Source organism: Sulfuracidifex metallicus DSM 6482 = JCM 9184 (genome assembly GCA_032834875.1).
GTDB lineage: Archaea > Thermoproteota > Thermoprotei_A > Sulfolobales > Sulfolobaceae > Sulfuracidifex > Sulfuracidifex metallicus.
The window spans coordinates 711,863-733,236 of the sequence record CP135238.1 but is presented as its reverse complement, the minus strand read 5'-3'; the positions used below and the strand labels follow the sequence as shown (position 1 = coordinate 733,236).

Sequence of the window (21,374 nt, the reverse complement as noted above, 5' to 3'; positions counted from 1 at the left end):
GGATAGCCCCGTGTTTAAATATTTCTTTGCCTATTTTCTCTTAGTGATGCTAATGGCGCTCCTCCCCAGCTCAATGGGACTGGGGGGAGCTTCTAGTATCTCTCTCATCAAAGGGACTAGAGCTCAGCAATGAAAGTCCCCTACTCACTCTGTCCAAATGGTAGGGTTCTCTGAGCCACTTGACTGCCCACCAAATGTAATCCCGAATCGATGAGATGGGAACCCTCGCTGGCGGGAAGGAAGTCAGATAACACATAATGCAATTCATGCATGGCAAACCTAGACTTACCAGTAAAAAAACAAAAAGTTTTTTATTCATTAATCCGTTTTAGCTGACCATTATCATCTCCGCTTTATCCTTAAGGAATTATTCTTACACCACGTTTTTCGGCAATTTTCCTTAATTTTTCATCATAGGTTGCTAAATCTCCTTTTAATTCCTTAGCTAAGGTTAGAATAACGTAATCATTTAACATCTTTAAAGGTTTACCGTCTTCCTTTAACATTTTTACGCCATTGAGTATGGTTTCCGGGTTTTCGCATATAATTTCAAACTCTCTTAACTCTTCAATCTTAGTTTTTATTAAGGAAACATCTGATGCAAGTTTAGCTAAAACCCATAAAAACTCATAAACGACTATCTGCGGAATTTTAACGTCCTCTTTTTCTATAATTTCTAGAGCTTCAGAATGGTTCTCGGAATCTTCAAAAGTTGAATAAACCAATATGTTCGTATCAACTACTATCATTTAGTGCCTCCTCAACTGCCTTATCTATATCCTCTTGACCCACTTTCTTATTTAACCTTATTGTAGTCCATTTTCTTTTATACGGCTTAATTATTATAGCTCCATTACTTTCATCCAAAGTTACTTCAACGTAGTCCCCTTCTTTTATACCTAATTTTTCCCTTATCTCTGAGGGGATAGTAACTTGAAAGTTTCTAGTAACCTTTACTTTCATAGTAAAGAGTGAGAATTACTAATATATAAATTTTACTAGTAACTACTATGACTCAGTAGAAATCCGAAATTGAGGAGAAGGGTTGAGGAGTTGGAGAGGAAGGTTAAATAGGATTTCTCTCGATAAACTAGGGAGTTTATACAATTATTCTAACGAGAATAGAAAGCATGGGATCCCACATATACGCTTATACTACTATCAACACAATTTTTCAAAATTCAATGAGAAGAAAAGCTTAATAGATAGTAAGGTTAAGATTAAAATGGGCGGGGGGTCGGGTCAGACTCCGGGTAACCTATCATAGGTCAACTCTGACCCTCCTCATCCCCCGACCCCCATTTCTACTTCTGTAAAAACACATTTAAACACCTTTCTGTTTTTATTTTTGTACATTTATTATCTCGTTAGAAATACTATTTGTAGTAATGATAATAATGGTAAGTGTGTAACTCCATTGCTGCAAATAGCATTATAACTCCTAAGAGGATTGTCATCCCGTTTACTGCAGGGTTATCGTAAGAGAAGTGGGCTAGTGCAAATCTTTTCCACTTCCCGTTCCTCTTTACGTATATTCCTCTTCCCGTGAATACGTCCAATAACATGTGTTATGGGCCGTTTAATAAGCTTATTAAAATAAATTCGATAGGTAAGTTAGGGCTTGTGATAAAGCGTTAAGCCTCAAAGCTCCTGCCTTGTCTTGTTGATATGAAATATCACGAAAACCTATGAAAGTCCGACCCCTAACTTTCTGTCTAAATTTTTTATGCACTCCGTGTATTTTAATATTAGGGTTACTGGTTATGTTAATCGATGACAGAATTTATCGCTTAATTAAATTATTGCTTTACATTGCTAAAGAGGAGAATACAGAGGTTACTGCAACTAAACTGCAGAAGATTTTCTTTTTACTTGAGAAGGAGAAAGAGATTCAACTAGGACTGGATTTTAAGCCTTGGTTCTTCGGTCCTTATTCATCAAAACTACAAGATTATATTGATAAACTAATCGAATTAGGAGAGGTCGATGTTGAAGAGGAGGAAGTAAGAGATCCATTGAGCGGAGCAATAATAGGGTACAAGAGGAATTACGTTTTAAAGCTTGAGTTAAAGCCTGAGGAAGAGGAAAAGGAGATTGAGATGTTTTTCAGAGAATGGGTTAAGAAGAGTAGGACTGAGATTCTAAACTACGTCTACAAGAAATACCCGGAATACGCTAAATATTCCATGATAAGAGACAAAGTTTTAAGTAGGTTACAAGAATGAAGAAGAGGAAGTCGACTTTTGTTAACTTCCTCTTAAACTCCTTAAGCTTTTTCGATACTACACTAGCTATATACGAAAATATTCAGAAAGGAGAAAAACCGTATTCAGACATAAAGTCTCTAGAGGAGCAAAAGATTTTTAATATTGCGAGATCTTTCGAAACCTTAAGTAAGGCCTTTCTTGCAACGTATGGTACACTGATAATTTATCCGGCCCTTTTGATATCCGTAGTAAAGAAGGGACATGTTAAAGCACCGAGACATTTTCAGAAAATGATTAATTCATTGAATATCTTAATAAGACAAGCCTTAAACCGTGAGAAGATTATCGAAAAATTAGGTCACGACCCTATGGGAAGATCTCAAATTCCAGATCTTCTGTTAGCAACCGCGAAACTCTTAGAACAAATCACGGAAAAACCTTTAGCGGAAATTTATAAAAGCTTATCGGAATATTTAAGAGAGTCACCTAATCAAAGAAGCTATGATAAACTACTAGAATTGAGAAAGAGAATTACAGCCGCAGTCCAATTTAAAGACGTATACAAATAACTACTTGATATAATTGAAAAGTGTATAGAAAAACGCATGGAAGACGAGATTTGCAAAAACTTGCCAAATGAAAGCGAGCTATTATTAAACTTCTACAAAGAAAAACCATATTTAATCGATCAAGTAATAACAATGCTAGATCTAGGTTTCCAAGAACTTTTCGATAGTTTGCTATACACAGCCTATTTAGCTAGGGCTGCTGAAACTGCTGATTATATAGTAGGGAGGGAGGAAATAGATGAAAAGTATTTGGAAGAAGTTAGAGACCACCAAAATGAAATGATAGAGTTTATGAAAGGTATGGCAGAAATTAATAGGGAGTTGGTAAAAGCTGATGAATTAGATGAATTTATGGCAGAAGTTGAGAGTGAAGCAAGAAAGGAACTACAAAAAGAGACGGAAAAAGAGAAATCGAATAATTCTTAGGGAATTTATTATGAAGAGAAAGATGAGGCCTTACACACTTCATTTACCCTGCCCTAAACTTTCACTCCTGCTTTTTGTAGCTCAGAACTCTTAGTAGTAGTTATTATTATTGGTTGAATTCCTCTCAGTAAACTGGAGAGTTTATTCAATTTTTCTAACGAGACTTTGAAGCTGGGATCCAAGGATAAGCGCTTATACTACTTTCAATCCAATTTTTCAAAATTCGATAAGAGAAACTCGATTAGCACATTGTTTTAATAGTCTCTGTGAGAAGTTTACACATATGAAGACTGGTAAAGACGGAGAATATTATTATGCGGAGCTAAGTAAAGATGAAGTAATTAAGCTTAAGGAGATTGTGGAAAAGAAAGCTAAGGAGAGAACTAACGTCCGTAAACCTTCTTATGAGACCCAATCTCCCAAATAAAAACTACACAATTTTTTGAATCCACACTGTAAAGTATTCTTATATCTCCAGTTACTTCTATGGAGAACATTGGATTGCCATGCTTATCCTTTCCTAACTTTTCCCTGGAATATTTGAAGGGATTATCTAGCAATAATAAAATCTTATCTAAGATAAGCATAACTAACTTATCGTTTGAAAAAGTATCTAGAAGGTAATCAGCTAACTCATCAAGGTTACTTATCCTCTTACTGAACATTATCCTTAATTTCCATTCCTTACAAACCACGATAAAAGATATAGAAAATGTATTTAAAAATCTTTCTCTTTTCGTATATTATCCCATTAGGAATAATAGTTGTAATAATGATAATAGTGGTAGTAGTAATCATAGTTGTGTTGCCGCAAACAGCATTATAACTCCCAACAATATTGCTAACCCGTTTACAATGGGGTTATCATAAGAGAAGTTTGCCAAGGCAAATCTCCTCCACCTTCCGTTAACTTTGTGGTAAATTCCCCTCTCCGTGAATACGTCTAGGAGCATGTTTGAAGGGCCTACCATAACTCCATCCAGGATGATTATTAAGACGGTATGTGAATAAAATAGGAAATAGAGGGCAAAAATAATTGGCACCGAAGTTAATAACCCCCGTCCGATACTCCTGGGTAGTGTGTGAGTTCTGGGAGTTCTTGAGATGTATTTTCCGATACGGTAAACCAGTAGATGCAATCCTTAAGACTAAGGTTGATTTGGGGTTTAAGTATAGTGTAGCAGGAAGGGTATACTTTGTTCTAAGTATTGATAAAGAGGATAAGTTTAGAGTCCTTACAGCACTGCAAGTAATGAACTTGTACAAGAAAGGGATAGCAAAATTAGATAGTTTTGAGAATGGCGCTAAGACCCCTTATTTCCTAATTTCTAGAGACCAATGGAAGCCATTTAGAGAGCTAATAGTAGGAATAAAGAACTGGTACTCTACGATCTCTGAGGAATTCATGTATAGGGTGAGCGGGAAATAAGTAATACCTTTTTGTTAGTATTACTGATGAGGAATCTTTGCCGTCTACTTTCAATTTGTTTTAGGATATTCTATTAGAATGAGTATTTAAAGTCCTGTTACTTAAGGTTCTTGAAATGCCTTCATTTTACGTTGGTTCTAATTTCTATTCTAAAGAGATTAAGGGGAAGTATTATGTTTACATTATAGAGAATGAGTCAGGTAGTAAGCAAAGGCATCATTATGTAGGTTCTTTAGAGAAGGTGATAGAGAGACCTACACCATGATGATGGCCAAGGTGCGGCATTGCCGCAGGACTTCAGTAGCCGGGCCCGGATTCGAACCGGGGTCCCAGGGGCCAGAGCCCTAGATCCTTGGCCGCTAGACTACCCGGCTGATCTATTTCTTGTTAATTAAGGATTTAAAGCTTCTTACCGAAAATAGTTATGGGTATGTGCTGTTGTTTTTCGACATCTTTAGAAAGACTAACAAAGACCAAAATTCGAGATATATAATTGACGATTACGGAGAATGGATGGTGATATCCCACAATAAGGAGTTATTGTTGGTAGCCAACCTAGTCATCAAGGCGTTAAAGAAGGCTGGAGTTAAGGACTTCGATTTATACATTAACTACTTCTCGTCTGACGAAAGGATAAAAGGATTGATGAGCGTTAAAGGGATGGCTATCACAAGGGAGAACAAGAGGAGCATCGACATAGGATCTTCCATGAGAAGTGTGATAAAGAATGACGGATTCGTGGTAGAGGATCAACCCCGTTCAATCTCTAACATTTGCAATTCTACATTCATCTTCTTCAATTTCGTTTTACTTATAAAAAAAGGGAAGGAATGTAAGGATCCAGTAAAGTTACTGCTTCCTCCCATGGGGGTAGATCCGTCCGAGATACCCTTTTCGTTGGGCACGTTGTTTAAAATCATAATAGAAAGAAACATAAGAGCAGTATGTAGCCTTAACGAAATTGACGCTGGAGATGGAACCAGGATTAAGGTTATAGCGACGTGTAGGACAGAATCCTCCTTTGAGGTGGACAAGGTTAAAGCTTCGTTGTCATATTTCAGCAGGGAGGATCCGAAGCTCTTCACCAAGAGGATAGGCACCCGAGAAATGGAGATAGGTTTATATATGCAACAACTTAACGTAAGGAGCTTGATACCACTTCTTTGGAACAACTTCTCGGAACAGTTGAGATGCTAATCGTAAAGAAAAATTGAAAATGTATAAAGAATTTGCGATCGTTCTTAACCCTCATTTTTATAAATTTGAAAATGTATAAAGAATTGGGGAACTGCCCTGATAAAAATAGGAGATTTGGACATTAAAACACTTGACGATCTAGAACTTTCTGGGAGGAAGGTCCTCCTTCGAGTTGACGTTAACTCACCCATAGATAAGAACGGGCACATTTTAGATAGCTCCAGACTGAAGGCACATGTGCCTACTATCAAGGAATTGGTGGAAAGGAAGAATTCTGTTGTTATGATTTCTCATCAAGGTAGACCTGGCGATAGGGATTTCGTGGAGCTGGAGGAACATGCGCAAGTTCTATCTAAGTATCTGGACTTAAACGTGGAATTCATAGACGACGTCATGGGTCCTTACGCCAGGGAAAAGATAAGCAACATGAAGGAAGGAGAAGTGATATTGTTAAATAACGTGAGAATGGTGGCTGAAGAATTAATAGAAGGACCTCCACAACAGCAAGCCAAAACTTTCCTGGTAAAGAAGCTGTCTCCCCTATTCGACAGTTACATCAATGATGCCTTCGCAACCTCCCATAGGAGCCAGCCAAGCTTGGTTGGTTTCCCCTTGGTTATGCCGTCTGCGGCTGGCAGGGTCATGGAAAAAGAAGTGTCAGCACTGTCAAAGATATTCACGCCAGAAGAAGCTCCAAAGGTTTTCGTTTTAGGCGGAGGAAAGGTTCTAGATACCTTAAGGATAATCGAGAACTTGACTAAGAAGAGGATAGCAGATAGGATATTGACCGGTGGATTGATTGCGGAACTTTTCGCCACAGCTAAGGGAATCAACTTAGGAAAGGAGAACATGGAAGTCCTTGAGAAACTAGGAATCCTGAGTTTGATACCTAGAGCCAGGAAGCTCCTCATGAGCGGTGCTCCCGTTGAGATACCTGTAGATTTCAAGGTAGAGAAGGATGGAAAAATAGAGGAAACCCCTGTACATAAGGTAGAAGGGGTAATCAAGGACGTTGGAATAAACACCGCAGATATATACTCATCCTTCATAAAGGACTCTAAGGTAACTGTCCTTAGAGGACCCATGGGAATAATAGAGGACGAGAGATTCAGAGACGGCAGTAAAGCTGTAATGAAGGCTGCGTTGGAAAACTCAGGATACGTGATTGTGGGAGGAGGTCACATGGTAAGCGTGCTAGAGGGACGCGTAGAGGACAACCCAAAGCTACACATTTCAACCGGAGGAGGAGCACTACTTTTATTCCTTTCCGGTGAGAAACTTCCTGCGTTAGAGGCTTTAAGCCTCAGCAAGGTGTAAAAGTTATGATAAAAGTATCTGTAAACGGTTACGGAACCATAGGAAAAAGGGTGGCAGATGCTACCCTTAAACAACCCGACATGGAGCTGGTGGGCGTAGCTAAAACTTCGCCTAATTATGAAGCAATGGTGGCGTTCAAGAGAGGAATGAGGATATTCGTTCCTAAGGAGAGCAAGGACAAGTTCATCGGAGCTGGAATAGAACCTTCGGGAACAATAGATGAAATGATAGATGAATCTGACGTAGTAGTTGACGCTACACCGAATGGCGTGGGTGCAGAGTATAAGAAGATTTACGTTGAAAAGGGAAAACCGGCTCTCTTCCAAGGAGGTGAGAAAAGCAACGTTGGAGAGATGTCGTTTTCTGCCTTATGTAACTACGATGAGGCAGTAGGGAAGAAGTACTTGAGAGTGGTCTCTTGTAACACCACTGCAATGCTGAGGTCTATATGCACTGTGAACAAGGTATCGCAAGTGAAGAAAGTAAGGGGAACAGTCATCAGAAGAGCTGCAGACCCTAAGGAGTACAAGAAAGGTCCTATAAACGCTCTAGTTCCAGACCCAGCATCAGTTCCAAGCCATCACGCTAAGGACGTGAATACCGTGCTCAAGGACCTTGACATAATTACCATGGCAGTAATATCTCCCACTAACCTAATGCATGTGCACCTTCTTGACATTGAGTTAGAAAAGGAGGTTACCAGGGAGGAGATACTTAAACAAGTTCTCTCTACTCCTAGGCTGGTTATAGTTCCAGGGAAGGCTGGGATAAACTCCACAGCGGAGTTGGTGGAACTAGCTAGAGATTTGGGCAGAGAGAGGAACGATATACCAGAGGTTATGATATTTGAGGACTCCATATACGTCAAAGGAAAGGAGGTATTCATGATGTACGCTGTCCATCAGGAATCCATAGTTGTCCCAGAAAACATAGATGCAGTGAGGGCTGTATCTGGAATCAGGGAATCGATAAACGTGACTAATACTTCCATGGGAATCAGGAAGGGGTACATAATATGAGCGAGAAGTTACCTCCTACCTATACAGTTAGCTTCCTCCTGAGGAAGATCCTGATACCTGTTGATGGATCTGAAAACAGCATGAGAGCTGTCGACGTAGGCGTTGACTTCGCCATGAGGTATGGTTCTAGGCTTTACTTGGTATACGTGTGCCAGGAGTGCAAGAGCACCCAAGCAATAAGAGAAAACTTAGAGAAAAGGATAAGCGGAAGAACGGACTATGAATTCAAAGAAATAAAGACAAATTACAAGGAGTCCAGCGTCGCAAATGAAATTCTGAAAATAATAACTGAGGAGAGCTTCGATGCCGTAATCATGGGAGCAAGGGGAACCTCAATAAATAGCGACGTTAACATAGGCTCTACCGCAACATCAGTGGCATTAAATGCCCCTATCACTGTCATTGTGGTTAGATGATCATTGGAATTACTTTTGAGGAGAACTTCTGCTCCCATTCTCCGTCCTGGAAGGTATATTTAACCGTTAAATAGTTCCTTCTCATTTCCATAACTTCCTTTTTCACCTGATTTACGTCCTTACCTTCAATTAGAACTTTCTTGAACAGGGAAGCTATCTCCTCCATTTCGCCTTCCTTCATGCCAAACCTGGTCATCTCCTGTACTCCTATCCTAAGTCCACTGGGGTTCGACACTGCCTCAGGGCCATCGTAGGGTAAAAGGTTCTTGTTCACTATGATGTTAGCTTCCTCCAACATCTTTGCAGCTTTGGCTCCTCCTCCCTGAGGTCTAACGTCAACTGCTACCTGATGGCTCTTGGTATAACCTAAGTTCTCTCCTACTACCTTAAATCCTAGGGAAGCTAAACTCTCGGCTAACTTTTTGGCATTCTTAACTATTTGTGACGCGTAGTCTTGTCCGAACTCCCTCATTTCCAACGCTGTCACTGCCGTAGCTGGAAGTCTATGCAGATGATGGTTGCTTACAAACCAGGGGAATATTGTCCTTGAGACTGGCTTGTAGTATTCCTCGTTATTGGAGAATATTGCTCCTCCCTGAGGTCCTGGGAAGGTCTTGTGTGTGGAAACGTTGAGAAAGTCGGCTCCTTCATCCAATGGATTGCTCCATGCCTTGCCGGCAATTAAGCCATATACATGCGCTGCGTCATACACCAACTTTGCACCTACCGCATGAATGTAAGGTGATAGCTCCTTTGCAGGGTGGGGAAACAAGTACAAGCTTCCTCCCATAACAACGAATCTAGGTTTGACTTCCTCTATCATCTTAATTGACTTGTCGACGTCCACGTTTATGTTCTCCTTATCGAAAGGTAGCTCAATATGCTCAATTCCTAGAGCTCCAAGGGTTCCGAAGCGAGTGTGACTTACGTGAGCCCCAGCTTGAACCGGAGCTATGAGTGCCTTGTCACCGGGGTTTGCTAGAACCCTGAAGACGGCAGCGTTTGCCACGGTTCCGCTTATTGGCCTCATGTCGCAGAACTTAGAGGCGATTATCTGGTTCATCAATTCCATGGTCAGAGTTTCGATCTCATCCACATACTTTGTGCCTTGATAGAACCTCTTGTAAGGTTTTCCCTCTGCGTATCTGGACATGTAATCGCTCATGTAAACTGACTCTGCTACGGGGCTCATCACATTCTCCGATGCTATAAGGTTAAGAGTTTCCTGCCTTCTCCACGTGTTTTGGCTCTTGGTTATTTCAAGAATTTTTTCTAATTCCTTTGGTATGCTCATAATTACAGAGTAAGTGATGTAACATAAAAACTTTTAGAAATTCAGATTTATGTAAACTCTAGGTTACCAAAACGTTACCTAAGGTTTAGCGTTTCTGCCAAGTTTAAGATGGGCCTTCCCTAGCTCTTTGTTTGCCAAGGCTGAGAGAAGGTTAAGTTCCCCAGCCAAAACTGACGACGCTATGATCTCTGCAAGCTTTTTAGATGAATGTGGGAGTTCTCCTTTGATCCCCATGATGGATAATGCCTCTCTTTGAGTGGGAAGTCTGGTTCCCCCTCCTACACTACCTACCTCCATTGAAGGTAAAGTGACTGAAACATAGAGCCCGTCATCCCTAACCTCGGTCCAAGTATAACCTGAACTACTCTCAACTACCTGAGCTACATCCTGCCCCGTGGCTATAAATATAGCAGCTATTATATTGGCAAAATGGGCGTTAAACTGAGATACGGACCCCGCCCTTGCACTTCCCAGCCAATTCTTCCTCAGGTTGACCTCATGGATGAGGTAAGGGTCACTCTTTAACTCAGATTTAACTACTTCGTGTGGCAATAAGACATCTGCAATCACCGTTTTCCCTCTACCCTCAAGCGAATTAATTAAAGTGTTCTTCTTGTCGCTGCACATGTTTCCGCTGACTGCGACGCACCTCGCCTTGGGAAAATTCTCCTCAATGAAAGAACAAGCCTTCTCAGATGCTATGGTAACCATATTCATTCCCATTGCGTTCCCCGTCTCAAAGGAGAAACGCAACCAAACGTTATTTCCTACAACGAAGGAGGAAAAGCCCTTGTACTTAAGGTGAGACGAGGTTGATTCGGTGACTTCCTTAATCTTGTCCTCTACGGAGTGAAGCCAAGAAAGGAAGTCCGAAACGTCACTTATTGAACCCAACTTTATTACTGGTGCTCTAGTCATCTCGTCCTTGATGACCCTGACGTTTGAGCCTCCTGCTGAAGTTATAGCCTTCATTCCCCTGTTCACACTGGCTATTAGTGCACCCTCTGTTGTCGCCAACGGAACTAGAAAATTCCCCTTAGCGAATTCTCCGTTTACCTTTATTGGACCAGCAACCCCCAAGGGTATTTGAGTTGCACCTATTACGTTCTCTGCGTTTCTATTCTTAATCTCTGCATAATCAATTATGGTGGACCCTACGTTAGGCAAACCAGCTCCGGTCAACTTTTCAACTGCTAGCCTACGGGCTAGCATTGCTGCATTAGCTTCCAGATAATTATCTATTTCATGGAGGGATATTTCTCCTGCAACTACTTTTTCTACTATTTCCTCTATCTTCATCAAGAGACTACCCTGAACTTTAGACCGTACTCTATTAAGCCGTTAGATGAATCGGTAGTAAGTTTCCTCAGGACAACGTTGACCCTCGATCCCTCCTTAGGTTCATCAATAACGTCAGTAAGCGGGGCCACTATTTCAGGACCCTCATCGAGCTTTATCAGCCCTACGTACTGTGGCATGTTCTTCTCGTAACCGGCCCTCTGCTGGAAATTCTCGGTTGCCAAAAGGAGTGTGCCATTACCGCTAAGTGTCACAACCGAAACCTCAGATGACCCGCATTTACTGCAGAAATTTGAAGGTGGCAAATCCACGTTACCACATCTATTGCACTTACTAGCGGTCAACTTATAGAGAGATCGCTTAGCCCTCCAAATTTGTGGTGGAGAAATCCTCATACTGTTCACCTCCTCAAATAAATCATGTAAGAGGTCCTCAACAAATCATCCGTATTGAGGACTAGTCCTTCCTCCGCATCCCTTGCCTTCTTGCCTGGAAACTGGTCTATAAGCTGCATGTAAACTTCGGCGACCTGATATATGCCAGTTGCTCCTCCTGGATAGCCCCTAGCCTTAAGACCTCCGCTAAGGTTAACGTTTAATGAATCTAAGGACTCCAATGATTTTCCCTTCTCTGCCAATCCGAGAGACTCTAGCTCTATTGCAGCTGAAACGCTGAAAGAGTCAGATATCTCTATTGCAGTTTTGTCTCCCCTTACTTGAGCCTTTCTTAGGGGAAATTCCAACGAAGAAATCGTGGGCTCTCCAGAGTCAAATTCTACGGCTTCGATTTCAACCGGCGAGTCTGATACCTTCTTAAAGTCCTCAGATGAGATCAAAACAGAGGAAGCTCCGTCAGCCCTCGGAGCTATATCGAAGAGTTTCATGGGAGTAGAGACTTCCTGTGACTTCCTTACTGTTTCCGAATCTACTGGAAATCTAAGGTAAGCATAAGGGTTCTCTAACGCGTTGGAATGCATCTTTATTGCCCAGTTGTAGAAGTAATCCTCTTTCACGCCATATTTTCTCATGTAGCTTTTCATAATCAACGCTCCATAAGGAGCCGGTAACAAACCTTCGTAATATGACACGTCCTCCAATGTAGTTGAAACCGCATCATTAACGAACTTTGACGGAAAGTCGGAGAACTTGTCTAAGCCAACCACTAACACGTTCCTGGCTACCCCAGATTTAACTATAGAATAAGCCGCTAGAATTCCTGCACCACCACTGGCGTCTCCTTGTTCTACTGTCATGGAAAGCTTCCCTGAGAGTCCTAACCTTTTGGAAAGTTTGAAACCTAACATGGACTGATTCTCTAGCTTCTGAGCGAAGGAATTGGTAACTATTATTGCGTCCACCTCCGGCATCTCCTCAACCGTCTTTCTAAGTCCCATAAATGCGGACTCCGCTAGGTCGAATAATGACATGTCGTAATGTCTATTTACGGGTACCATGGAAGCACCCGTTATGAAAACCTTCGTCATAACTCATACGCCTTTATCTTATTGGTGAACCTTGCGTAGGTGGCATAGTCCACCACCTTCTTATTGCTGATATAATATTCCGTTGTAGGTGCCATCTTCTGTCTTTCAACTATAGCATCAGTGACAAGCATGCTGAAGGCGTCGCTCCCAGCTCCGCTTCCGAAAGGAGCAACTAGAATCCTCTGTCCTGGCTTGGCTACGTCTAATACCTTAGTTAAGCCCAGCAATGCTGAGGCATTGTAAGGGTTTCCTATTAAAGGAGAAACTAGACCTTGCTTTACCTTCTCCATTGGAACGTTAAGCTTCTTGGCTATTTGAATGGGAAACTTTCCGTTTGGCTGATGAAAGACGAAGTAGTCGAAGTCGGATACCGTAAATCCAGTTTCTTCAAAAAGCTTCTTCACAGCGCTCATTATGTGAGCGAAGTAAGCTGGCTCCCCCGTGAAACCCTCCCCATGAAGCGGATATGGCATACCGTCCCTTCTCCAAAAGTCAGGTGTATCGGTGGTGTATGATGTTGAATGCTCTATTATTACTGGGACGTCTCCGGAACCCACAACGAAAGATGAACCAGCAGATGCGGAGCTCAGCTCTAAAATATCACCAGGATTTGACTGTGCAGTATCCGCACCCACTACTAAAGCATAAGAATCTGGGTGTGTCTCGACGAAAGTTGATGCTAACCTAAGGCCTACTGAGGCTGCCCTGCACGCGAACTCCATGTCTGCTGAGGCAGAAAAGTAAGATAAACCGAGCGAATCTATTAACAACGCTGAAGTTGGCTTTACCGCGTATACCTTTGATTCGGAGCCGAATAAAACTAACTTAACTTTTGATGGGTCTATCATTGCCCTAGCCAAGGCGTTCTTGGAAGACTCCCAAGCGATTGTGGTTGAATCCTCATCTGGACCTGGCAAAGACTTCTCTTGAAGACCTAATCCTCTTACAGTACCCTCCTCCATACCCCAAAGCTTTGCTATGTCCTCAACTTTAACTCTGAACCTGGGAACGTAAGCTCCCCAGCCTATTATACCGCTTTTCATCGAAACTCTCTTCACCTATTAAACTTTTTAAGATTTGTGTAACTGTCTATATACCCTATAGACAGTTGTCTATGATGAGACGAAAAGTAGTGAAGGGTGATCTGACTCAGCTCACTCTGAGATTGACGAATAATAATAATAAAATGCAGTCTTAATTGCTTCACCATGAAGTTCAGGATTACCTACGTGATACTAGCGATAATAGCTGTAATAGTTATAGTTGGAGCATTATTCTACATAGAGAATAACTCATTCCATGTCGTAATAAAACCAGAGTACGCGGAGGAGACGTTCTCCCCTATAGGTTACAAATACATCTTTAATTTAACTGCCTACAATAAAGGTCCTCTTCCCATGAGCGCAACCTTGTTTTTCCAAGTAGGATACCTAAACAACTCTGACCACAAGTTAATACTTGAGAATTACACATTCCCCGTGAGTCTAGGATCTGGACAGGAGTTGCACCAAACTATAAAGGTTTACCTTAACGTAAGCAAGGGTTACATTATTCAAAATGGCGTAACGACCCCCATAAACATATACTCAATGCCTCAAATAGAGAAAATAGAACTAACTGGTTATGGAGAATACGGATGGCGTCAAGATACGAGCTTCAATACCGCTGAGATAACTAAAATAACGCCACTGACTTGGCTAACAGTTCCCTCTCCACCCAATCCTGCAATATCTGGAAATATAGCCTTTCCATCTTCAGTTTATACTAGTGGAGTAAAATATTTAGTAAGCTTCAACAATACTAAGTCCATCTTCTATCCCAATATCTCAACCTATTTTACATACATGGAATTCGGATTTCAGAAGTATAGCAATCACTCCGATCGTGCTGCCGGTTATGTAACTTTACCTTTTGAGATTTATAACGTGACTTTTTATCTGCACAGCTCTGATTTCAATAAAACAATAGAATACAAAAACGTGGAAATAATTCCAGGAACTTCATTCCAAGTTCCATACGCAGAAGGCGTCACGTACAATATGACTATTACTATTGAAGGAAAAGGGGTTAACTATACTTGGTACATATATAACATGAAATACGTACCCTGATGAAAAGGAATAGTTCAAAATTTTTTCTAATGCTTATTTAAAGATACTTGAACTCAATTTTATACATGGAAAAAGCTACTTTAGGAGGAGGATGTTTCTGGTGTCTTGAAGCAGTTTTCTCTAGGGTAAACGGTGTCGTTGACGTCAGACCTGGTTATGCGGGAGGTAACGTAAAGAATCCCACGTACGAGGAAGTATGCAGCGACAATACGGGTCACGCAGAGGTGGTTCAAATAACCTTTGATCCTTCAATTATAACATTCATGGACATACTGGAAATTTTCTTTGATATACATGATCCAACAACACCTAACAGACAAGGTAATGATGTGGGATCACAGTACAGATCTATAATCCTATATCACAGTGAGGAACAGAAAAAAATATCAGAGGAAATGATAAAGAAGATTGAGGGTAGACTGGGCAAGAAGGTTGTAACTGAACTGAAGCCTTTCGATGCCTTCTATGAGGCCGAGGAGTATCATCATCATTATTTCGAGAGACATCCAAATCAGCCTTACTGCAGGGTCGTGATAAGTCCCAAGGTAAAGAAGTTTATGTCACATTTCCCTGAGAAAGTTAGAATGGAGGGGAAAACGACTCAATAGAGTATAAACATAAAAGTAAATTTTTTATCTACGCGGGATAGAATGAAACTGCCGCCGTAGCTCAGCCCGGCTAGAGCGCCGGACTCATACGATCCAGAGGGGATATCCGGTTGTCCGGGGTTCAAATCCCCGTGGCGGCACTTATTAAATTAGTTTTCAATAGCCTAAATTGAGAAATTTTATAGCTTAGTATAAATATATAGTAGTAACTAAAATATAAATTTTCCTAAGATATAGCTGTAATAGATTTATAAATAAAAAGAGATAAATAAAAGTAAAAATTAATTATACTAATATTTTTATATTAGTATTCATACTTTTAATATAAATAATTTTAATTAAGAAGAAAAATCTAATTTACCTTGAAAGATGAATAGCTTAGTGATATTATTAATAATATAATAATATATAAGTAGATTAACTGGCTGAGCGATTCGTGTGTCCATTGCGAATTCAGTTTATTTAAAGATTTGTAACAATTTTAATTGAATATTATAGCGTCGACAAGGTAGGGGTTTGCGCTGAACAGTTTACTTTTTTATATCTGTTTTATTCGTGAAATACAAATCGGAAAGGATCCCTGAATCGCCTAACTGGTTTCATAGATCTATTTAATTTTATTAAATATATATACAAATATTTATTAGTTTATATTACTAATATTTATATTGATAAGTATGGAGTTAGAAATACATGCTTGACACACCAAAGACCAAAACACAAACAACAAAAAAACCAAAAAAAAACAACCTTTACAAATACACCACCATTTACCAAAAAATAACCATAACACAACAAAGATAAAAAAACACTTCATATCAATAATACCAACTTCAATACCCAAGTTGAAAGTGGAATAGTAAAATTAGTAAGAAGAGAAATAATTAATTATTTACACAAGAAATAAACTAATGATCAACAAATGGGAAGTAGCGTACAGGTATGGACTCAGAACGGTGAAATCTATCCCGCTTCCGAGAGGAGAACATCTAGCAAAAAAGTCCTATTAAATGAAAGCATAGGTAATTTATAATAAACATTGATCGAAATTTGGATATCGTAGAAATAAAACTGCTTATTAAAAGAAATTTAGAGGAGGAAAGAAGAAAGAACCAAGTAAGAACTCTATCAGTTTCCTAGAGAGCCAGGTTGTAAGATTTAGTGAAGATGGTAAAATTATGTATGTATGTGATATTACTGCTGGAGTTATTTGGAAAACTAAAATATAAAAATATAAATGGGAATTACATAAAATCTAAGCTGAGAAAATTGGTTAAATTTAATAAATTTTTTATCTTAAATAAAGAAGTTAAATTGTATATGTTACCTTCCATTCTGGGAGTTATTGCCACAAGAATGTTTGATACTATTATACAACCTTATTTAGGGATTTATTTACAATTTAATATATCTCAAATTTCATTAATTATTTTAATTTCTACCATTGGGCTATGAGCCGGAAAGCTGATTTCGTCATCCCTAAGATATTAATATTTTCGTTAAACAAAGAGACTTTTCAGTTTTACAATACTTTCTTAATTTTATCAGCCTTTACATATATTGCTTTAGCGAGAACCCTTAATAGAACTATAATTGCAACAAGAAGAACGAGAAGCCTATTTCACAATAGCCACCTTCTGAGCCCCATAATTCCTATACCAAAGTTACAATGACTTATTTTAATATTAGTTATAATAATTATCCTTCTTTTTATTATATTAAACATAAGCTCTATAGTATCTAATATTAGATCAGATAAGATAAAAGATATCAGAACTTATATAAATTTAATAAAAGATAAGAAAACTTTAACTTTACCTTTATTGTTAGCTATAATTAGATTTATTTTTATGACAAGTTTTTTATATATTCCTTTATATTTTACGGAGATAATTAAAGGAAGCTTATTAGAGTAAGGGATAATGTTTAGTACTGAGGCTGTTGCGATAAGTTTGGCTGCGTTTCCATCAAACCTTTTATCAAATAAGTTAGGGGATATCAGTAGTTTGATGATAACAAGAGTTTCTGCCGCTATAACTTACTCCTTACTTTATTTGGTAAATTCTCCAATCTTATTTGTATTAGTAAACTTCATTGGGACACTATTTATAGCCAGGGACAATATACCTGAAGTTAACCTTATTTCTAAGATGAAAACGGCTAATTTAGCAATGTCATTAATAGACTCTTTGTCGACATTATTATCAATATGTTCTCCCGTAATTGCCCTCTATATTTGGATAAGCGTCTTTCCTAAAGCTATATTCATTATTTCACTTTTTGTAATAATACCTTCTATAATTATGCTAAATTATAAAAAGTTATATAGAGTTGATTGATATATTTACAGCATAACAAACATTTAATTATAAATTTATCCTATTTTACTATATAATAGTTTCTTATATTTCAATAAAATATTTAATGGGGAACAAAAGATAAAAAATCTTTACTTTTTCTCTCCATTAGACGCCACATGATACATATCCCAATATTCCAACACGTAAGAAAGGCTACTAATTAATTCTTTTTCTCTTATTTTATATAATTAAGGAAACGAAAAAGAACAAAGAAAAATTTTAAATTAACTTTATTTTTATCTAAACATACCCATTCAAAACAACCTATATATCTCCTAAACACACACAACTCGAAGAACACGCCATTACACAAATATGCATCGTTACAGAAACATCTAGGCAAAATAGATATTAAGAAGCCCTTGGACTGTTTAAGAACTTTCAGTCATCTTCTGATCGTAAGTATCATGTTATTTTTCGCTTTGATTTGTAACATTGTTGTTTACCCGTGAAGTGTTCGCCGTATTTTTTACCGTTACTTGGAAACTTTTTTTTTAAAATTATCTTAAAATTAAATATAAGTAAAGCAACTACATTTTTTCTCTGGTTTCTCAAATCTAGTGTCAAGTTAGAATTGGGAATTCCATCTCTTTTAAAATAAATATCTAAAATATCTTGATAAAGATACAGCAATATCTTAAGGTTATTTCGCCTATATTATGCATTATTTTATTTATCTTCATCTTTTAAAACAACATTAAAACAAATTCGTTTACTTTACTTTCAAAATTAAACTACAAAAACCGAATTTAAACTTAGTAAAAAAATTTCTACACCAAATAAAACTCCTATACACCACAAAACAACTTCAATAAAACCAAAATTCAAAAAAAAAGAATTACCAGAACTAGGATCCGAAATAAAAAACAAGCTAGAAATGAAAGGAAATGGAAATTGAGAGTGTAAGAAGCCAGTAGCTTAAGGTACTCGATATAAAAAATACAAAGAATGTCAGGTGTATCTATTTTCTTAGAGAGTTTCATTCTTAAAGGAATTTTTTAATAAACCCTAAAACTCAATTAATAAAATTCATAAAAATTACCAAACAAGCAATAGAAACAACTACTGAAAACAAGCAGAAAACAAGTTAACCACGAGAGAGCCTCTCCTATCATAAAAGTATTTTATCCAGTTTACAAATAAGCTAAGTAGAATATACGACTTCCAACTGTTCTCGGATATGACTACTAACGGATACGGATTGACTCTAGAAAGGTCAAAACCGGAACTAGGGCAAAAGAAACACCTTAGGACGAAGACTCCATAAGTCCGAATTGACGACGGCCCACTTTTATACAATTATTCCACTTTAACAACAAACTCACTATTCACAAACAAAATCATTTACATCAATAAATAAAAATTCATAAAGAGATTATTAGAGATACATGACGACTAGGAACATTTAATTACCTTTATTAGTAATCATCCTCCAACACAAAAAAATTAAAAAAAGAAGAATCAGTTACAACAATTAAAAAAACAAACATGAAGCAAACCTGCTCAAATACACGATCGGGTGTATCTCAAACCCAACCTAACCACCTCCCTACAATGACTGGACTTATACAGCGACCGTGATTATAGGGAAAATAAGGAGAACGACCTAGAAACAACGAAAAGACAAATGTGATACGATTTAAACAATAACAGAACAATATCTGCCCTCTACAGAAAGACCTAGAGAACGCAGACATCATGAGAACAAGGAAGCAAGACATCGTTCTACTAACTTAATTCCAATTCTTTTCATAGACAAGGTATCATAGAGCCATTCTTTTTAGGTATTATAGGAGACTTCATAGCCTCTTTTTTCTTACATCATAAAATATTAAGTTCTTCCTTTACCATATCAAAACTGAAGAAAGCTAGGGCATTCTTACTTATGACCACTTCGCTTCTCTACTTACTGATAGGCACATTAGTTCTCTTCCCGATTACCCCTTTGACTTTTGTAGTTATATTAATCTCCTTTTTCGGCTCCTATCTGGCTGGAACTTATGAGTCTCTCTTCATTTACTTACGGGAAAACAGACGAGAAAAAGACCATCTCAATAACGAGGATTTTCCTGGATGTACCATCTCTTCTCTTTCATTTCTAGAGTCGCAGCATTTTTCAACCACATACCCCCAACTTCTAACTTCACTAACCAACATCAAGGCTTAAGCTAACCAAAGAGGCTCTTTCTAAGTACGTTAACCTTCTAAAGGGAAACAAGAGATTCTTCTATGTAGCATTTATGGGGATTTTTATCTTCTCGCTAATCACAGAACAGTCCATGTATTTTTACGGCGTGTTCAGAAACTTCCCTGATCTATATCAGGCGTATTCCATTTATACTTTTACGGTTATGATGTGCTACGCTTTGTCCATTTTCACGGTAAGACGAGTAATTAGGAAAATAAATAAGGTCTCCACTTATTTTCTTTTCTTCTTCTATTCGTTTCCTCTTTATGTTGTCGTCATCTTAATTTCACTCTTTCACCTTTCACCGTTCTTCTTCTTTCTAGGGTTAGTTTTCACAAGATACAACATGTCCGTTTTGTCATATTATGAGAGTATGGTAGACTATTCCTCTGTACCATCTGAGATAGTAGGATACGCTAGCTCTATTAGTTCATTAATTTCAATAGGGATGACCCCTTTCACCTCGATCTTCATAGCGGGATACCTTATAGAATACTACGGTACACTGACCTCCGCATCGATAATAATAGGAGTTTCTTTACCATTAATCTCGCTCCTTTACTTCAAAACAAGGAAGATAAGTTAGTGAAGTATATCAAAGATAGTTAGAAAAATGATAAGGACAGATAGACAAGAAATTCTCAAAAACGGCTTCGCCTTTATTATAGTACTTAATTTGTATACAAACAACTGTGTCGCGAATGCCTTTACCAAAAAATCTCTTTCAGTCCTTCTAAAAAGTTTTCCTTTTAAGCTTTGAAATAGAAAAAACAGTGATAACTTTTGGATCCACAAAAGCTTTGGAAAGATTCTGATGATGCATTTCAATCTATACTTGAACATCCATTCCTCAACCAAATGAAAGAAGGAAATCTTCCAAAAGAGAAATTTAGATACTATATAGAGCAGGATTATCAATATTTGAAAGAGTTCTCAAGGGTTCTATCCCTGCTTTCAGCTAAGGCATAAAATGAAAGAGCTTCCTCGATTTTAGCCGACCATGTAAATCATTTTTAAAAAAACGAGGAAAAACTTCACAATTACTACTTCTCTTTATGGGGAAAATTGCAAGTTGAACCTTCTCCCACAAACGTTATGTATACCTCATTTCTTTCATCAATAACTTACTCCAGACCTTTTTATGAAGGGATAGCAGCAGTTCTGCCTTGCTATTGGATTTACTTAAGGGTAGGAGAAAATCTAACAAGTTCACTAAATCCTCTTTATGATAGATGGATAAGAAACTATTCTGGAGAGGACTACGAGACAGGAGTTCAAGAGGTTCTTCAGTTAGTTAGAAATATTGAGGTTAATGAGGAACAAGAGAAATCTATGATAAGATTATTCAGAATGGGTTCAATTTTCGAATATATGTTCTGGGACTCAGCATATAAAACGGAGAGATTTCCTTTCGCGCTTGTCAATAGAGGAACCTAGCTGGCTTCAAAATG

The 21,374-nt window shown here is 38.3% G+C and carries 22 protein-coding genes, 2 tRNA genes and 3 pseudogenes; 15 read left to right on the top strand and 12 right to left on the bottom strand.

From position 1 onward, the window contains the following. Positions 1 to 70 precede the first annotated feature (70 nt). The 4 genes and pseudogenes from RQ359_RS04305 to RQ359_RS04290 form a co-directional block, all read right to left on the bottom strand. Entirely contained in the window at positions 71 to 268 is a 198-nt protein-coding gene (locus tag RQ359_RS04305; RefSeq protein WP_156017781.1) for a hypothetical protein, read from the bottom strand. A gap of 91 nt (positions 269 to 359) precedes the next feature. Then, positions 360 to 749, bottom strand: coding sequence for a PIN domain-containing protein (locus RQ359_RS04300; protein WP_156017783.1), 390 nt, complete (start codon positions 747 to 749; stop codon positions 360 to 362). After that, complete coding sequence (locus tag RQ359_RS04295) at positions 736 to 963, bottom strand: AbrB/MazE/SpoVT family DNA-binding domain-containing protein (RefSeq protein ID WP_054838944.1); 228 nt, start codon at positions 961 to 963, stop codon at positions 736 to 738. Before RQ359_RS04295 ends, RQ359_RS04300 begins: the two co-directional genes overlap by 14 nt. 413 nt (positions 964 to 1,376) lie before the next feature. Next, positions 1,377 to 1,568 (bottom strand): annotated as a pseudogene (locus tag RQ359_RS04290) (DUF1286 domain-containing protein); the annotation flags it as partial. Between the two features lie 195 nt (positions 1,569 to 1,763). On the opposite strand from RQ359_RS04290, the gene RQ359_RS04285 reads away from it, so the two are divergent. From RQ359_RS04285 to RQ359_RS04275, 3 genes are read left to right on the top strand one after another with little or no spacing between them, the layout of a single operon-like run. Continuing rightward, positions 1,764 to 2,225 (top strand): hypothetical protein, encoded by a 462-nt coding sequence (locus tag RQ359_RS04285; protein ID WP_054839329.1) that lies wholly within the window; start codon positions 1,764 to 1,766, stop codon positions 2,223 to 2,225. Then, a complete protein-coding gene (locus RQ359_RS04280; RefSeq protein WP_240900216.1) occupies positions 2,222 to 2,776 on the top strand; it encodes a hypothetical protein in 555 nt (184 codons plus the stop codon). Before RQ359_RS04285 ends, RQ359_RS04280 begins: the two co-directional genes overlap by 4 nt. A gap of 36 nt (positions 2,777 to 2,812) precedes the next feature. Then, positions 2,813 to 3,202 (top strand): hypothetical protein, encoded by a 390-nt coding sequence (locus tag RQ359_RS04275; protein ID WP_240900218.1) that lies wholly within the window; start codon positions 2,813 to 2,815, stop codon positions 3,200 to 3,202. A gap of 383 nt (positions 3,203 to 3,585) precedes the next feature. Here RQ359_RS04275 and RQ359_RS04270 read toward each other — a convergent pair whose 3' ends face one another. Then, positions 3,586 to 3,897, bottom strand: a complete 312-nt coding sequence (locus RQ359_RS04270) for a type II toxin-antitoxin system RelE family toxin (RefSeq protein WP_457921240.1) — start codon at positions 3,895 to 3,897, stop codon at positions 3,586 to 3,588. A 56-nt stretch (positions 3,898 to 3,953) separates the two neighbouring features. Next, positions 3,954 to 4,323 (bottom strand): annotated as a pseudogene (locus tag RQ359_RS04265) (DUF1286 domain-containing protein); the annotation flags it as partial. Here RQ359_RS04265 and RQ359_RS04260 point away from each other — a divergent pair. Next, positions 4,281 to 4,631: a nuclease gene (locus tag RQ359_RS04260; protein WP_256202203.1), complete on the top strand. Its 351-nt coding sequence runs from the start codon at positions 4,281 to 4,283 to the stop codon at positions 4,629 to 4,631. The pseudogene RQ359_RS04265 and the gene RQ359_RS04260 overlap by 43 nt on opposite strands. 115 nt (positions 4,632 to 4,746) lie before the next feature. Next, the gene (locus RQ359_RS04255; protein ID WP_156017787.1) at positions 4,747 to 4,896 is read left to right on the top strand and encodes a putative integrase; all 150 of its coding nucleotides are present in this window, start codon (positions 4,747 to 4,749) and stop codon (positions 4,894 to 4,896) included. A gap of 36 nt (positions 4,897 to 4,932) precedes the next feature. Here the strand turns inward: RQ359_RS04255 and RQ359_RS04250 are convergent. Beyond that, positions 4,933 to 5,005: transfer RNA gene (locus tag RQ359_RS04250), tRNA-Gln, on the bottom strand. Positions 5,006 to 5,015: 10 nt separating this feature from the next. Here RQ359_RS04250 and RQ359_RS04245 point away from each other — a divergent pair. From RQ359_RS04245 to RQ359_RS04230, 4 genes are all read left to right on the top strand, one after another. Next, positions 5,016 to 5,828, top strand: a complete 813-nt coding sequence (locus RQ359_RS04245; protein WP_156017789.1) for a hypothetical protein — start codon at positions 5,016 to 5,018, stop codon at positions 5,826 to 5,828. A 96-nt stretch (positions 5,829 to 5,924) separates the two neighbouring features. Further along, the gene (locus RQ359_RS04240; RefSeq protein WP_156017791.1) at positions 5,925 to 7,145 is read left to right on the top strand and encodes a phosphoglycerate kinase; all 1,221 of its coding nucleotides are present in this window, start codon (positions 5,925 to 5,927) and stop codon (positions 7,143 to 7,145) included. A gap of 5 nt (positions 7,146 to 7,150) precedes the next feature. After that, positions 7,151 to 8,164, top strand: coding sequence for a phosphorylating glyceraldehyde-3-phosphate dehydrogenase (locus RQ359_RS04235; RefSeq protein WP_156017793.1), 1,014 nt, complete (start codon positions 7,151 to 7,153; stop codon positions 8,162 to 8,164). Beyond that, positions 8,161 to 8,580 (top strand): universal stress protein, encoded by a 420-nt coding sequence (locus RQ359_RS04230; RefSeq protein WP_054839074.1) that lies wholly within the window; start codon positions 8,161 to 8,163, stop codon positions 8,578 to 8,580. Before RQ359_RS04235 ends, RQ359_RS04230 begins: the two co-directional genes overlap by 4 nt. On the opposite strand, the gene glyA is transcribed toward RQ359_RS04230, so the two are convergent. From glyA to RQ359_RS04205, 5 genes are all read right to left on the bottom strand, one after another. Further along, the gene (gene glyA, locus RQ359_RS04225) at positions 8,573 to 9,877 is read right to left on the bottom strand and encodes a serine hydroxymethyltransferase (protein WP_304951771.1); all 1,305 of its coding nucleotides are present in this window, start codon (positions 9,875 to 9,877) and stop codon (positions 8,573 to 8,575) included. The genes RQ359_RS04230 and glyA overlap by 8 nt on opposite strands. A gap of 75 nt (positions 9,878 to 9,952) precedes the next feature. Continuing rightward, positions 9,953 to 11,176, bottom strand: coding sequence for a hydroxymethylglutaryl-CoA reductase (NADPH) (gene hmgA, locus RQ359_RS04220; RefSeq protein ID WP_173571509.1), 1,224 nt, complete (start codon positions 11,174 to 11,176; stop codon positions 9,953 to 9,955). Next, positions 11,173 to 11,568 carry a Zn-ribbon domain-containing OB-fold protein gene (locus tag RQ359_RS04215; protein ID WP_054839071.1) on the bottom strand — a complete coding sequence of 132 codons (396 nt, stop codon included), beginning with the start codon at positions 11,566 to 11,568 and terminating at the stop codon, positions 11,173 to 11,175. The genes hmgA and RQ359_RS04215 overlap by 4 nt, the downstream gene beginning before the upstream one ends. Positions 11,569 to 11,573: 5 nt before the next feature. Further along, on the bottom strand, positions 11,574 to 12,656 hold the full coding sequence (locus tag RQ359_RS04210) for a thiolase family protein (RefSeq protein WP_156017795.1): 1,083 nt from the start codon (positions 12,654 to 12,656) through the stop codon (positions 11,574 to 11,576). Beyond that, complete coding sequence (locus tag RQ359_RS04205) at positions 12,653 to 13,699, bottom strand: hydroxymethylglutaryl-CoA synthase (RefSeq protein WP_156017797.1); 1,047 nt, start codon at positions 13,697 to 13,699, stop codon at positions 12,653 to 12,655. The genes RQ359_RS04210 and RQ359_RS04205 overlap by 4 nt, the downstream gene beginning before the upstream one ends. 165 nt (positions 13,700 to 13,864) lie before the next feature. Between RQ359_RS04205 and RQ359_RS04200 the strand changes: the two genes are divergently transcribed. The 6 genes and pseudogenes from RQ359_RS04200 to tenA all read left to right on the top strand — a co-directional run bounded on the left by RQ359_RS04200 (position 13,865) and on the right by tenA (position 21,360). After that, entirely contained in the window at positions 13,865 to 14,767 is a 903-nt protein-coding gene (locus RQ359_RS04200; RefSeq protein WP_054839068.1) for a hypothetical protein, read from the top strand. A 65-nt stretch (positions 14,768 to 14,832) separates the two neighbouring features. Then, positions 14,833 to 15,375: a peptide-methionine (S)-S-oxide reductase MsrA gene (msrA, locus tag RQ359_RS04195; RefSeq protein WP_156017799.1), complete on the top strand. Its 543-nt coding sequence runs from the start codon at positions 14,833 to 14,835 to the stop codon at positions 15,373 to 15,375. 50 nt (positions 15,376 to 15,425) lie between these two features. Beyond that, positions 15,426 to 15,515, top strand: a tRNA-Met gene (locus tag RQ359_RS04190). A gap of 1,782 nt (positions 15,516 to 17,297) precedes the next feature. Continuing rightward, on the top strand, positions 17,298 to 17,714 hold the full coding sequence (locus RQ359_RS04185; RefSeq protein WP_457921239.1) for a hypothetical protein: 417 nt from the start codon (positions 17,298 to 17,300) through the stop codon (positions 17,712 to 17,714). Positions 17,715 to 19,975: 2,261 nt separating this feature from the next. Continuing rightward, complete coding sequence (locus RQ359_RS04180) at positions 19,976 to 20,509, top strand: hypothetical protein (protein WP_457921238.1); 534 nt, start codon at positions 19,976 to 19,978, stop codon at positions 20,507 to 20,509. Positions 20,510 to 20,706: 197 nt separating this feature from the next. Further along, positions 20,707 to 21,360 (top strand): annotated as a pseudogene (tenA, locus tag RQ359_RS04175) (thiaminase II). Positions 21,361 to 21,374: the final 14 nt, after the last annotated feature.